Genomic DNA, 12,787 nt, shown 5'->3' with positions numbered 1-12,787 from the left:
ATTTTCAGCTTGATCCAGATTTTTAAAGAGCAAAACTTCGCAGTGCACCTTTTCAGGTTCACTCTGAAGTTTTCTTGGGTTCGCAGTAAAGGATGGTGGAGCTATGCGGGATCGAACCGCAGACCTCCTGCGTGCAAAGCAGGCGCTCTCCCAGCTGAGCTATAGCCCCATCGTTTGTAATCTCTGTACCGCTCATCCTTTAAAAGGAGTTTGGTAGGCCTGAGTGGACTTGAACCACCGACCTCACCCTTATCAGGGGTGCGCTCTAACCACCTGAGCTACAAGCCTGCAGAGATTTTTACTGCTGTTTTTCATCAGACAATCTGTGTGAGCACTGCAAAGGCAGGTTCTTTAAGGTAAGGAGGTGATCCAACCGCAGGTTCCCCTACGGTTACCTTGTTACGACTTCACCCCAGTCATGAATCACAAAGTGGTAAGCGCCCTCCCGAAGGTTAAGCTACCTACTTCTTTTGCAACCCACTCCCATGGTGTGACGGGCGGTGTGTACAAGGCCCGGGAACGTATTCACCGTAGCATTCTGATCTACGATTACTAGCGATTCCGACTTCATGGAGTCGAGTTGCAGACTCCAATCCGGACTACGACGACGCACTTTATGAGGTCCGCTTGCTCTCGCGAGGTCGCTTCTCTTTGTATGCGCCATTGTAGCACGTGTGTAGCCCTACTCGTAAGGGCCATGATGACTTGACGTCATCCCCACCTTCCTCCAGTTTATCACTGGCAGTCTCCTTTGAGTTCCCGGCCGGACCGCTGGCAACAAAGGATAAGGGTTGCGCTCGTTGCGGGACTTAACCCAACATTTCACAACACGAGCTGACGACAGCCATGCAGCACCTGTCTCAGAGTTCCCGAAGGCACCAATCCATCTCTGGAAAGTTCTCTGGATGTCAAGAGTAGGTAAGGTTCTTCGCGTTGCATCGAATTAAACCACATGCTCCACCGCTTGTGCGGGCCCCGTCAATTCATTTGAGTTTTAACCTTGCGGCCGTACTCCCCAGGCGGTCGACTTAACGCGTTAGCTCCGGAAGCCACGCCTCAAGGGCACAACCTCCAAGTCGACATCGTTTACGGCGTGGACTACCAGGGTATCTAATCCTGTTTGCTCCCCACGCTTTCGCACCTGAGCGTCAGTCTTTGTCCAGGGGGCCGCCTTCGCCACCGGTATTCCTCCAGATCTCTACGCATTTCACCGCTACACCTGGAATTCTACCCCCCTCTACAAGACTCTAGCCTGCCAGTTTCGAATGCAGTTCCCGAGGTTGAGCCCGGGGATTTCACATCCGACTTGACAGACCGCCTGCGTGCGCTTTACGCCCAGTAATTCCGATTAACGCTTGCACCCTCCGTATTACCGCGGCTGCTGGCACGGAGTTAGCCGGTGCTTCTTCTGCGGGTAACGTCAATTGCTGAGGTTATTAACCTCAGCACCTTCCTCCCCGCTGAAAGTACTTTACAACCCGAAGGCCTTCTTCATACACGCGGCATGGCTGCATCAGGCTTGCGCCCATTGTGCAATATTCCCCACTGCTGCCTCCCGTAGGAGTCTGGACCGTGTCTCAGTTCCAGTGTGGCTGGTCATCCTCTCAGACCAGCTAGGGATCGTCGCCTAGGTGAGCCGTTACCCCACCTACTAGCTAATCCCATCTGGGCACATCTGATGGCAAGAGGCCCGAAGGTCCCCCTCTTTGGTCTTGCGACGTTATGCGGTATTAGCTACCGTTTCCAGTAGTTATCCCCCTCCATCAGGCAGTTTCCCAGACATTACTCACCCGTCCGCCGCTCGTCACCCGAGAGCAAGCTCTCTGTGCTACCGCTCGACTTGCATGTGTTAGGCCTGCCGCCAGCGTTCAATCTGAGCCATGATCAAACTCTTCAATTTAAAAGTTTGATGCTCAATGAATTAAACTTCGTAATGAATTACGTGTTCACTCGTTGAGACTTGGTATTCATTTTTCGTCCGAGGACGTTAAGAATCCATGTCACTTTGAGTGCCCACACAGATTGTCTGATAAATTGTTAAAGAGCAGTGCAACGTGGCTTTCAGCTCACCGTTGCGAGGTGGCGTATATTACGCTTTCCTCTTTCAGAGTCAACCCGTTATTTCAGGATTTTTTCTCCTCAACCGACCGGGTTGTTTGTGAAGTGATTCACATCCGCCGTGTCGATGGAGGCGCATTATAGGGGGCCGCCGAGGAATGACAAGCGGAAAAATGCATTTTTATTTCAACCGCTCACCTTTTCACCAAAAAGGTTATTTTTGGTGCTTTTTGATCTCTTTTGGCAGTTCAGCCAGACTATTAATCACCCAATCCGCTGCATTCTCTGCTTCTGGCGTCACTGGCTTACCGGTGCGTACTAATATTTTGGTGCCTACGCCAGCTGCGGTTGCCGCCTGCATGTCTTCAAGTTTATCGCCCACCATATAAGAAGCAGCCATATCAATGTGCAAAAATTCCTGCGCAGAGATAAACATGCCTGGATGAGGCTTACGGCAGTCGCAGGTCTGGCGATACTCTTCGACTGTTCCTTGCGGATGATGCGGACAATAATAGATACCGTCGAGATCAACACCGCGATCGGCCAGCGACCAGTCCATCCATTCTGTCAGCGTTTCGAACTGCGCTTCGGTAAATTTACCGCGAGCAATACCAGACTGGTTGGTGACAACCACCAATGCATAGCCCATCTCTTTCAGCTGACGCATTGCATCTATTACGCCTTCGATAAACTCGAACTCATCAATCTCATGGACATAACCGTGATCCACATTAATAGTGCCATCACGATCGAGAAAAATTGCGGGTACTGATTTTGCCACCGGTTTGCTCCTGAAAAAGGCATGTCCGGCTAGTATCTCATGAATCGCAGCGCAATAAAGTGCTCATCGTACAGAGTTGGATTGATTTAGACGTCTGGATGCCTTAACATCCGTTTTGTTTACGGTCATCACCCGTATATGGCAGAAGAAAATGCCACGGCTAACTTACATACGATAAAAATAATCTAATGATTAAACTTTCCAATATCACCAAAGTGTTCCAGCAGGGGAACCGAACCATTCAGGCGCTGAACAACGTCAGCCTGCATGTCCCTGCTGGTCAAATTTATGGCGTCATTGGCGCATCGGGTGCAGGTAAAAGCACGCTGATTCGTTGTGTTAACCTGCTTGAGCGCCCAACCCAGGGCAGCGTAGAAGTTGGCGGCCAGGAACTTACCGCCCTCTCAGAGAAAGAACTCACCAAAGCGCGTCGTCAGATTGGAATGATCTTCCAGCACTTTAACCTGCTGGCCTCCCGCACCGTTTTCGGCAACGTCGCCCTGCCGCTTGAGCTGGATAACACGCCAAAAGAAGAAGTGAAGCGTCGCGTCATCGAACTGCTCGACCTCGTGGGTCTGGGAGACAAACATGATAGCTACCCGGCCAATCTGTCCGGTGGGCAAAAACAGCGTGTGGCCATTGCCCGCGCGCTGGCCAGTAATCCAAAAGTACTGCTGTGTGATGAAGCCACCAGCGCATTGGATCCCGCCACTACACGTTCAATTCTGGAACTGCTGAAAGACATTAACCGTCGTCTGGGCCTGACAATTCTCCTTATTACGCATGAAATGGACGTGGTGAAACGCATCTGTGACTGCGTCGCAGTGATCAGCAACGGCGAACTGATTGAGCAGGATACGGTAAGTGAAGTGTTCTCTCATCCGAAGACACCGCTGGCACAGCAGTTCATTCAGTCCACGCTGCATTTGGATATCCCGGAAGATTATCTGGAGCGTTTGAAAACTGAACCCACTGCAGACAGCGTCCCGATGCTGCGCATGGAGTTCACGGGCCAATCTGTCGATGCTCCCCTGCTTTCCGAAACCGCGCGTCGCTTTAACGTGAACAACAATATCATCAGCGCGCAGATGGATTACGCCGGTGGCGTGAAGTTCGGCATCATGCTGACAGAAATGCACGGCACACAAGAAGAAACCCAGGCCGCGATTGCCTGGCTGCAAGAACACCACGTAAAAGTAGAGGTACTGGGTTATGTCTGAGCCGATGATGTGGCTGCTGGTTCGCGGCATTTGGGAAACGCTGGCAATGACCTTTGTATCTGGCTTCTTTGGGTTTGTGATTGGTCTCCCGGTCGGCGTGCTGCTGTATGTGACACGTCCGGGGCAAATCATTGAGAACGCGAAACTATACCGCACGCTCTCTGCGCTGGTGAATATCTTCCGTTCTATCCCGTTCATTATTCTGCTGGTATGGATGATTCCATTCACCCGCGTGATTGTCGGTACCTCTATCGGTCTGCAGGCTGCCATCGTTCCCCTGACTGTCGGCGCTGCGCCGTTTATCGCACGTATGGTTGAAAACGCCCTGCTGGAAATCCCGACAGGTTTGATTGAAGCCTCCCGCGCAATGGGTGCCACACCGATGCAGATCGTACGCAAGGTGCTGCTGCCGGAAGCACTGCCAGGGCTGGTCAACGCGGCTACCATTACGCTTATCACCCTGGTGGGTTATTCCGCGATGGGGGGTGCAGTTGGCGCTGGCGGTTTAGGCCAAATTGGTTACCAGTACGGCTATATTGGATATAACGCTACCGTGATGAATACCGTTCTGGTATTGCTGGTTGTGTTGGTTTACTTAATCCAGTTCTCTGGCGATCGCATCGTCCGGGCTGTTACGCACAAATAACGTTACACACAACACAAACTCTACGAGTTAAGGATAAAACATGGCGTTTAAATTAAAGACCTTTGCAGCAGTAGGCGCGCTAATCGGCTCTCTGGCACTGGTGGGTTGCGGTCAGGACGAAAAAGATCCAAACCACATTAAAGTGGGCGTTATCGTGGGTGCAGAACAACAGGTTGCTGAAGTCGCTCAGAAAGTCGCAAAAGAGAAATATGGTCTGGACGTTGAGCTGGTGACCTTCAACGATTACGTTCTGCCGAACGAAGCGCTGAGCAAAGGCGATATCGATGCTAACGCCTTCCAGCATAAACCGTACCTGGATCAGCAGATCAAAGATCGTGGATATAAACTGGTTGGTGTGGGTAACACCTTCGTTTACCCAATTGCGGGTTACTCCAAGAAAATTAAATCTTTGGACGAACTGCAGCCAGGTTCTCAGGTTGCCGTGCCTAACGACCCAACCAACCTTGGACGCTCTCTCCTGCTGTTGCAGAAAGTGGGTCTGATCAAACTGAAAGACGGTGTTGGCCTGCTGCCAACCGTTCTGGATGTCACTGAAAACCCGAAAAATCTGAAAATTGTTGAGCTGGAAGCACCACAGCTGCCACGTTCTCTTGACGATGCGCAGATTGCCCTGGCCGTTATCAACACCACTTACGCCAGCCAGATTGGCCTGACGCCAGCCAAAGACGGTATCTTCGTTGAAGATAAAGACTCCCCGTACGTTAACCTGATCGTGACTCGCGAAGACAATAAAGACGCGGAAAACGTGAAGAAGTTCGTTCAGGCCTATCAGTCTGATGAAGTTTACCAGGAAGCGAACAAAGTGTTTAACGGTGGCGCTGTTAAAGGCTGGTAATCTCACCTCAGTGTAATATCATCAGGACGGGCTTATGCCCGTCTTGTCATTTGTGCAGTCAACTGATTCAATATCTGACGTTTTGATTATCCATTGAGGAACTATTATGCGTGCTTTACCGATCTGTCTTTTAGCACTCATGTTGAGCGGCTGTTCTATGCTAAGCAGATCTCCCGTTGAACCTGTTCAAAGCACGGCAACCCCGCCAAAAACAGAGCCTGCGAAACCGAAAGTGGTTCGTCCTGCACCGGTTCGCATTATCACTAAGGCTGATGAGCTCGTCGGTAAACCGTTCCGTGAACTGGGTGAAGTGAGCGGTGAGTCCTGCCAGGCGACCAACCAGGACTCTCCACCGAATATCCCGACAGCGCGTAAACGCATGCAGATCAATGCCGCAAAAATGAAAGCTAACGCTGTTCTGCTGCACAGCTGCGAAGTGACCAGCGGTACACCGGGCTGCTACCGTCAGGCAGTATGCATCGGTTCTGCGCTGAATATTACGGCGAAATGAGTGCATTTCAGTTCGAGCAAATAGGCGTTATCCGCTCGCCCTATAAAGAGAAGTTCGCCGTACCTCGCCAGCCCGGTCTTGTCACCAGCGGAAGCGGTGAACTTCACCTGATTGCACCTTACAATCAGGCCGATGCGGTACGCGGACTCGACGCTTTCAGCCATTTATGGGTGGTATTTGTGTTTCACCAGACGATGGAAGGTGGCTGGCGTCCAACCGTACGCCCACCCCGGCTTGGTGGAAATGCGAGAATGGGGGTGTTTGCGACGCGTTCGACCTTCCGTCCAAACCCGGTTGGAATGTCGCTGGTCGAACTGAAGGGTATACGTTGCCAGAAGGATCAGGTGATACTCGAGTTAGGCAGTCTTGATCTTGTGGATGGCACACCGGTTATCGACATCAAACCCTATTTGCCTTTCGCCGAAGCTCTCCCGGACGCGCGCGCAAGTTATGCTCAGGATGCCCCCCAGGCGGACATGCCTGTATATTTTACGCCTGAGATAGCAACTCAGCTGAGTCAACTGGAGAAACACTATCCTCGTTTGCAGAATTTCATCACCGAAGTTCTGGCGCAGGACCCCCGTCCCGCTTATCGCAAAGAAGAGGAAGCCGGGAAAACCTACGCTGTCTGGCTGCTGGATTTTAACGTTCGCTGGCGCGTCACACAGGCAGGTTTTGAAGTGTTTGCCCTGGAACCCAGGTAATTTTAGTCTCCTCTCTTTTGGCATCTTTGCCACACTGGTAAACTAAACCACTTTTTTGTGTCAGGTTGACCTTTCAACCTGTCTCACTAGTCGAAACGGAACCGTAACAACATGCGTACTAGCCAATATCTGCTCTCCACTCTGAAGGAGACGCCTGCCGACGCCGAAGTGATCAGCCATCAGCTGATGCTGCGCGCCGGGATGATCCGCAAGCTGGCCTCCGGGTTATACACCTGGCTGCCGACCGGCGTGCGCGTCCTGAAAAAAGTCGAAAACATCGTGCGTGAAGAGATGAACAACGCCGGTGCTATCGAGGTGTTAATGCCGGTTGTTCAGCCCTCTGAGCTGTGGCAGGAGAGTGGTCGCTGGGAGCAGTACGGTCCGGAACTGCTGCGTATTGCCGATCGAGGCGATCGTCCGTTTGTCCTCGGCCCAACGCATGAAGAAGTCATTACCGACCTGATTCGTAATGAGCTGAGCTCTTACAAACAGCTGCCGCTGAACTTCTTCCAGATCCAGACCAAATTCCGTGACGAAGTTCGCCCACGTTTCGGCGTCATGCGCTCTCGCGAATTCCTGATGAAAGATGCCTACTCTTTCCATACCTCTCAGGAATCTCTGCAAGAGACCTACGACAAAATGTACGAGGCTTACAGCAAAATCTTCTCCCGTATGGGCCTGGATTTCCGTGCTGTGCAGGCTGATACCGGCTCCATCGGTGGTAGCGCATCCCATGAGTTCCAGGTACTGGCGCAGAGCGGTGAAGACGATGTGATCTTCTCTGACTCCTCAGATTACGCGGCAAACATCGAATTTGCAGAAGCGCTGGCACCAAAAGAGTCACGTGCTGCTGCAACACAAGAGATGACGCTGGTTGATACGCCAAACGCAAAAACCATTGCCGAGCTGGTTGAGCAGTTCAATCTGCCAATCGAAAAAACAGTGAAAACGCTGCTGGTGAAATCCACCGAAGGCAGTGCTTATCCGCTGGTTGCCCTGCTGGTACGTGGCGATCATGAGCTTAACGAAGTGAAAGCAGAGAAGCTGCCGCAGGTTGCCAGCCCGCTGATGTTCGCTACAGAAGCTGAAATCCGCGCTGTGGTCAATGCTGGTCCTGGCTCTCTGGGTCCGGTAAACATGCCTGTGCCTGTTGTTATTGACCGTACGGTAGCGGCAATGAGCGACTTCTCTGCAGGTGCCAACATCGACGGTAAACATTACTTCGGCATCAACTGGGATCGCGATGTGGCGACACCTGAAGTGGCTGACATCCGTAACGTCGTTGCTGGCGACCCAAGCCCGGACGGCCAGGGTACGCTGATGATCAAACGCGGTATCGAAGTCGGTCACATCTTCCAGTTGGGTGATAAATACTCTCGTGCGATGAACGCTGCCGTTCAGGGCGAAGATGGTCGTAACCAGATCCTGACCATGGGTTGCTACGGTATCGGGGTAACACGTGTTGTGGCCGCAGCGATTGAGCAGAACTATGACGAGCGTGGTATCGTCTGGCCGGACAACATTGCACCGTTCCAGGTCGCGATTCTGCCAATGAACATGCACAAGTCTTACCGCGTGCAGGAACTGGCTGAGAAGCTTTACGCTGAGCTGCGCGCTCAGGGTATCGAAGTGCTGATGGATGACCGTAAAGAGCGTCCAGGCGTGATGTTTGCTGATATGGAACTGATTGGTATCCCACATACCATCGTCATCGGCGACCGTAACCTCGACAGCGACGAAATTGAATACAAATACCGTCGTAACGGCGAGAAACAGATGATCAAGACCGGCGACATTCTTGATTACCTGGTGAAAGCCATTAAAGGTTAAGAAACAAAAAACCCGCTCCGGCGGGGTTTTTTAATGGGGCTATGTCGGCTTACTTGCTGTTGCAGTCTTTACCCGCGACAAACTTCGCGTCTTTATCTGCCACCAGCGTTTTCACCATCTCTCCGCTATCCGGGTTTGGCTCCAGCGTAAAGTGACCGTCGACCGTCAGCAATACCGGCTTACTATCATTTCCGCGCGCAACAGCGTAATCACGCTCAAGCTGTGCATTGTTCGCCACGCTGACTTTCCTGCCGGTTGCACAGTCGGTAAAGATCGCCGCATCAGCCATATAGAAATACATGCCCCGCATTGCCATCGGCGTGGCAGGCAGGGCCGCCTTTACCGGTGCCAGCGTGTAGTTGAACTGGGACTCAATCGGATTACCTTCGCGGTCGAGCATCTCCATCCCCTCGCCTTTAGCGCGGAAATAGGTTTTCTCACCTGTGGTATCCGTCAGGACCAACTTCTCAGCCGTACGCGCCCATGTCCCGTAAGTCGCAAAAGAAGACGGTTCTTTCGCGCCCTGATACCGCTGATTCATCACCCAGGTACCGTCTTTTTGCAGGAACAGAGACGTTTCAATGCCCTCACAGTCTGCACAAGGCAATACGCCGCGCCAGCTCTGCTGCATGGGCTTTAACTCTTCATTCTGCGCGGGCTGCAAAACCTGCGTTTCAGAACGGTTGTTACACCCGAAAAGCGCAAACAGCGTACTCACTGCCAGCGCTGATAATAATACTTTTTTCACAATGAATTCCTTCTGAAAATTGTGTTCCCTTTCGTCACTCTGTCGGGCGACGAACTTTACCGCGTAGTGCTTTCACTGTGGATTTTTGGGCCTTCGACGACAGCCGACGCTCTTTCGATGCGCGAGTAGGCCGCGTTGCCCGGCGGCTCTTTTGTACCGCGGTTAATTCTTTGATTACCGCCACTAGCCTGGCGATGGCCGCTTCCCGGTTGAGCTCCTGGCTGCGGTATTCCTGAGCTTTGATCACCATCACGCCATCGCTGGTGATCAGGTGATGGCTGGCAGCAAGCAGGCTTTCTTTATAATACTCTGGCAGGCTTGAGGCCCGAATGTCAAAACGCAAGTGGATAGCCGTAGAAGCCTTATTGACGTGCTGTCCCCCTGCCCCCTGAGCACGAATGGCGGTGATCTCCAGCTCATTGTCAGGAATGCTGACGTTTCGGGATAAGACGATCATGAGGCGGGTTGCCACACCGTCAAATGAATTTCCAGATTATTCTGAGAATCAGAGAGCCAGATTGCGCCATCCTGAATCGTCGCCTGCAGGATCATGGTCCGGCTGGCAAAGGCACTCAACTGCGCCAGTTGCTCATCATCCAGATACCAGACGGTAAGATTGGCAAACTGCCTGCATTTGCTCTTATTTTGCTGCCACCAGATCTCCGCAGCACGCTGATTATACGCAAATAACGCGACTTCAGCAGACTGAGTGCAGGCCTTTTTAATACGACGTTCATCCGGCAGGCCAAGTTCAATCCACAGATCGATACCCAGATGATCGTTGCGCAGCCAGGCTTCTGGCTCGTCCTCTGCGCTTAAGCCTCGGGTAAATTGCAGCCGCTCGTCAGCATACTTAATCCACGCCAGCAGGCGCAGCATCATGCGTTCCTGAGTTTCTGAGGGGTGGCGTGCCAGAGTAAGCGACGCATCCAGGAACTGGTTGCGATCAAGATCGGCCACATTGACCACTGCTTTATAAATTGTCGCTTTCAGCGCCATGAGAGAACTCCATTCTAATCAGGCGAACATTGTAGCGAAAACAGCGGCAAAAGGCTGTTACTGGGTGATAAATACACCACTATCAAGGCTCTGATATTGCTTAAATGAGTATGGTATAGTCACCTTGCTAAACCGAGTTTATCTTCGTAGGCTTAATGATATCTCACAGTAAGTCAGTGCGCTGGCGGGAGGGGATGTGAATAATTATTGTGAGTTAATTCGCAAACGGTATGCGGAAATCGCCAGCGGGGATCTGGGGTATGTCCCGGACGCGTTGGGCTGTGTATTGAAAGTGCTTAATGAAGTGGCCTCTGATGAGAGCCTTTCAGAGTCGGTCAGGGAGAAAGCAGCGTATGCTGCGGCGAATTTACTGGTGAGCGATTATGTCGATGAATGATACTTATCAACCCATCAATTGTGATGACTATGACAACCTCGAACTCGCCTGCCAGCATCATTTAATACTGACGCTGGAGCTAAAAGATGGCGAAGTGTTGAAGGCGAAAGCCAGCGATCTGGTTTCGCGTAAGAATGTGGAATATCTGATCGTGGAAGATGCCGGTGCGACGCGTGAGTTGCGTCTGGACAAAATAGCCAGCTTCAGCCACCCACAAATCGGCACCGTTGTGGTGAGTGAATCCTGATCATATTAACGGGCAGTCAACCTGCCCGTTACGCTTTCTGCCACGCAAAACTGACCCCCTCTTCTGCCCATCCCTCTTCCGTGATGAAAACCCCTGCAGCAGCAATCAGCGTTTCGCCGTAGAAAAGGAGTGGCGTTGTATCGCGCAGCCACGGTGGCACGTTACACTCCTGCCATATTTTCTTCAGCTTCCGCCCCCCGTTGCGCCCGACGATATGCAGCATGCCGCCAGCCTTAAAGCGCACGGTAACCTGTTCACCGCCATTCGGTAGGCGTACATGGCCAGATGATACCAGAGAGACTCGTCCTGCATCACAGGGCAATATCAGCGGTAATTCGGGTGACGACCAGTTGAGTACGACATCGCTAAAAGAGGGGGTAGATTTTATCCACCAGAGCTTCCCTTTATAGCGCCTTACGTCATAACCATTCAAATGTACGCACGGGGACGCATCCTCCCGCGACCGAGCAACTTCGTCCCAGATACGGCTCAGCATTGCCCGCGATGGCATTGCGGCGCGATGAGCGGCAAGCCAGCGTCGTAACAGTGCCGCCCGACGCACCGGGCTCATCGCTTCCAGCGGCGCGATCGCCAGCGATCCGTCTTCAGAGATCAGTTGAGTCAGCTCTTCACTCAACAACTCATCAAGCAATGCTTCCTGTTCGGCGCACAGCATGGCGCTTCTTGCTGTCGCGTCAGCAAAATGCGGCCAGCGCTCGCTAAACAGCGGAAGGACACGCAGACGCAGAAAATTACGGTCATAGCTGTCATCCTGATTGCTCTCATCTTCAATCCAGCTCAGCTGATATTCCCGTGCCCAGGCTTCCAGCGACGCACGTGTCTCACCCAACAGCGGACGAAGTAATGTCGTCCCGGCAAATTCAGCACGTTCGGGCATGGCAGAAAGCCCCGCCGGCCCGCTGCCCCGCTTTAGCGCCAACAAAAAGGTTTCGCACTGGTCATCCAGATGCTGCGCCGTAACCAGCGCTTCGCCTGGCTGTATTACGCTGGCAAAAGCGGCATAACGCGCTTTACGTGCTTGTGCCTCAATCCCCAGCCCTTCATCCTGAAGCGTGACGCGCTCAGCAATGAACGGGATCGCCCACGCGGCACACAGCGCCTCACAGTGCGCCACCCAGGCATCGGCATGAGAACTCAATCCGTGGTGGATATGTATCGCCCGAAGCTGAACATCAGGCTCCCGATCGCGCCAGAGCTTCAAACGATGAAGCAGAACGGTAGAATCCAGGCCACCGCTAAACCCCACCAGCAGCTGGCGGTACGGTGAAACGGCTTTGGCGATAGCGGGTAAGGTCATAGGAAATTACACATAAAAAATGCCCGAACTGAGCGGGCATTATCACACAGGAAAATCATTACTGCTGATAAAGCTCCAGCGGCAGGCCGTCCGGGTCGCTGAAAAAGGTGAAACGCTTGTCGGTGAACGGATCGACGCGTATCGCTTCGCACGCCACACCGTGCGCTTCCAGATGTTTTACTGCGCTGTCCAGGTCATCAACGCTAAAGGCAAGATGGCGCAGACCACAGGCTTCCGGGCGTGACGGGCGTGCAGGTGGGAAGGGAAAGGAGAACAGTTCAATCACATATTGCCCGTTTAACGCGAGATCCCCCTTCCAGGAATCACGTTCCTCACGATAGACCTCGCTCAACAGCGTAAAGCCCAGGATATCGCAGTAGAAGGCCTTACTTTTCGCGTAATCGGTCGCAATGATCGCAATATGATGAACAGCTTTTAAACCCAGCATAGCTTCTCCTTTTTATGATCCCTG

The 12,787-nt window shown here is 52.5% G+C and carries 14 protein-coding genes, 2 tRNA genes and 1 rRNA gene; 8 read left to right on the top strand and 9 right to left on the bottom strand.

The features are described from left to right. Positions 1-93 precede the first annotated feature (93 nt). The 4 genes from ACJ9Y9_RS04665 to gmhB all read right to left on the bottom strand — a co-directional run bounded on the left by ACJ9Y9_RS04665 (position 94) and on the right by gmhB (position 2,839). Positions 94-169 (bottom strand) — tRNA-Ala (locus tag ACJ9Y9_RS04665). A 42-nt stretch (positions 170-211) separates the two neighbouring features. After that, a tRNA-Ile gene (locus ACJ9Y9_RS04660) sits at positions 212-288 on the bottom strand. A 69-nt stretch (positions 289-357) separates the two neighbouring features. Then, a 16S ribosomal RNA gene (locus tag ACJ9Y9_RS04655) occupies positions 358-1,900 on the bottom strand. Between the two features lie 372 nt (positions 1,901-2,272). After that, on the bottom strand, positions 2,273-2,839 hold the full coding sequence (gene gmhB, locus ACJ9Y9_RS04650) for a D-glycero-beta-D-manno-heptose 1,7-bisphosphate 7-phosphatase (RefSeq protein WP_028018279.1): 567 nt from the start codon (positions 2,837-2,839) through the stop codon (positions 2,273-2,275). A gap of 188 nt (positions 2,840-3,027) precedes the next feature. On the opposite strand from gmhB, the gene metN reads away from it, so the two are divergent. From metN to proS, 6 genes are all read left to right on the top strand, one after another. Further along, positions 3,028-4,059 carry a methionine ABC transporter ATP-binding protein MetN gene (gene metN, locus ACJ9Y9_RS04645; protein ID WP_028018280.1) on the top strand — a complete coding sequence of 344 codons (1,032 nt, stop codon included), beginning with the start codon at positions 3,028-3,030 and terminating at the stop codon, positions 4,057-4,059. Beyond that, the gene (locus ACJ9Y9_RS04640) at positions 4,052-4,705 is read left to right on the top strand and encodes a methionine ABC transporter permease MetI (RefSeq protein ID WP_028018281.1); all 654 of its coding nucleotides are present in this window, start codon (positions 4,052-4,054) and stop codon (positions 4,703-4,705) included. The genes metN and ACJ9Y9_RS04640 overlap by 8 nt, the downstream gene beginning before the upstream one ends. Before the next feature lie 40 nt (positions 4,706-4,745). Next, positions 4,746-5,561 (top strand): methionine ABC transporter substrate-binding lipoprotein MetQ, encoded by an 816-nt coding sequence (gene metQ, locus ACJ9Y9_RS04635; RefSeq protein ID WP_014168729.1) that lies wholly within the window; start codon positions 4,746-4,748, stop codon positions 5,559-5,561. A 106-nt stretch (positions 5,562-5,667) separates the two neighbouring features. Then, positions 5,668-6,072 carry an Rcs stress response system protein RcsF gene (gene rcsF, locus ACJ9Y9_RS04630; protein WP_008501883.1) on the top strand — a complete coding sequence of 135 codons (405 nt, stop codon included), beginning with the start codon at positions 5,668-5,670 and terminating at the stop codon, positions 6,070-6,072. Next, complete coding sequence (gene tsaA, locus ACJ9Y9_RS04625) at positions 6,069-6,776, top strand: tRNA (N6-threonylcarbamoyladenosine(37)-N6)-methyltransferase TrmO (RefSeq protein WP_028018282.1); 708 nt, start codon at positions 6,069-6,071, stop codon at positions 6,774-6,776. The genes rcsF and tsaA overlap by 4 nt, the downstream gene beginning before the upstream one ends. A 111-nt stretch (positions 6,777-6,887) precedes the next feature. After that, positions 6,888-8,606, top strand: coding sequence for a proline--tRNA ligase (gene proS / locus ACJ9Y9_RS04620; RefSeq protein ID WP_028018283.1), 1,719 nt, complete (start codon positions 6,888-6,890; stop codon positions 8,604-8,606). A 49-nt stretch (positions 8,607-8,655) separates the two neighbouring features. Here the strand turns inward: proS and nlpE are convergent, their stop codons facing one another. From nlpE to ACJ9Y9_RS04605, 3 genes are read right to left on the bottom strand one after another with little or no spacing between them, the layout of a single operon-like run. Continuing rightward, the gene (nlpE, locus tag ACJ9Y9_RS04615; RefSeq protein ID WP_028018284.1) at positions 8,656-9,354 is read right to left on the bottom strand and encodes an envelope stress response activation lipoprotein NlpE; all 699 of its coding nucleotides are present in this window, start codon (positions 9,352-9,354) and stop codon (positions 8,656-8,658) included. 34 nt (positions 9,355-9,388) lie between these two features. Then, positions 9,389-9,811 carry an alternative ribosome rescue aminoacyl-tRNA hydrolase ArfB gene (gene arfB / locus ACJ9Y9_RS04610; RefSeq protein WP_028018285.1) on the bottom strand — a complete coding sequence of 141 codons (423 nt, stop codon included), beginning with the start codon at positions 9,809-9,811 and terminating at the stop codon, positions 9,389-9,391. Further along, positions 9,808-10,353 carry a YaeQ family protein gene (locus ACJ9Y9_RS04605; RefSeq protein WP_028018286.1) on the bottom strand — a complete coding sequence of 182 codons (546 nt, stop codon included), beginning with the start codon at positions 10,351-10,353 and terminating at the stop codon, positions 9,808-9,810. Before ACJ9Y9_RS04605 ends, arfB begins: the two co-directional genes overlap by 4 nt. Positions 10,354-10,549: 196 nt before the next feature. On the opposite strand from ACJ9Y9_RS04605, the gene ACJ9Y9_RS04600 reads away from it, so the two are divergent. Together ACJ9Y9_RS04600 and rof are read left to right on the top strand one after the other, a co-directional pair. After that, positions 10,550-10,750 (top strand): YaeP family protein, encoded by a 201-nt coding sequence (locus ACJ9Y9_RS04600; RefSeq protein ID WP_008501889.1) that lies wholly within the window; start codon positions 10,550-10,552, stop codon positions 10,748-10,750. Further along, a complete protein-coding gene (rof, locus tag ACJ9Y9_RS04595; RefSeq protein WP_014830722.1) occupies positions 10,737-10,997 on the top strand; it encodes a Rho-binding antiterminator in 261 nt (86 codons plus the stop codon). Before ACJ9Y9_RS04600 ends, rof begins: the two co-directional genes overlap by 14 nt. Positions 10,998-11,025: 28 nt before the next feature. Here the strand turns inward: rof and tilS are convergent, their stop codons facing one another. Together tilS and ACJ9Y9_RS04585 are read right to left on the bottom strand one after the other, a co-directional pair. Continuing rightward, the gene (gene tilS, locus ACJ9Y9_RS04590; RefSeq protein WP_028018287.1) at positions 11,026-12,315 is read right to left on the bottom strand and encodes a tRNA lysidine(34) synthetase TilS; all 1,290 of its coding nucleotides are present in this window, start codon (positions 12,313-12,315) and stop codon (positions 11,026-11,028) included. A gap of 58 nt (positions 12,316-12,373) precedes the next feature. Further along, positions 12,374-12,763 carry a VOC family protein gene (locus tag ACJ9Y9_RS04585; RefSeq protein WP_028018288.1) on the bottom strand — a complete coding sequence of 130 codons (390 nt, stop codon included), beginning with the start codon at positions 12,761-12,763 and terminating at the stop codon, positions 12,374-12,376. Positions 12,764-12,787: the final 24 nt, after the last annotated feature.

The organism is Enterobacter sp. CPE_E1241 (assembly GCF_045618265.1).
Classification (GTDB): Bacteria; Pseudomonadota; Gammaproteobacteria; order Enterobacterales; family Enterobacteriaceae; genus Enterobacter; species Enterobacter adelaidei.
Note: the sequence above shows the minus strand (reverse complement) of the source record. Positions and strands in the feature narration are given on the sequence as shown.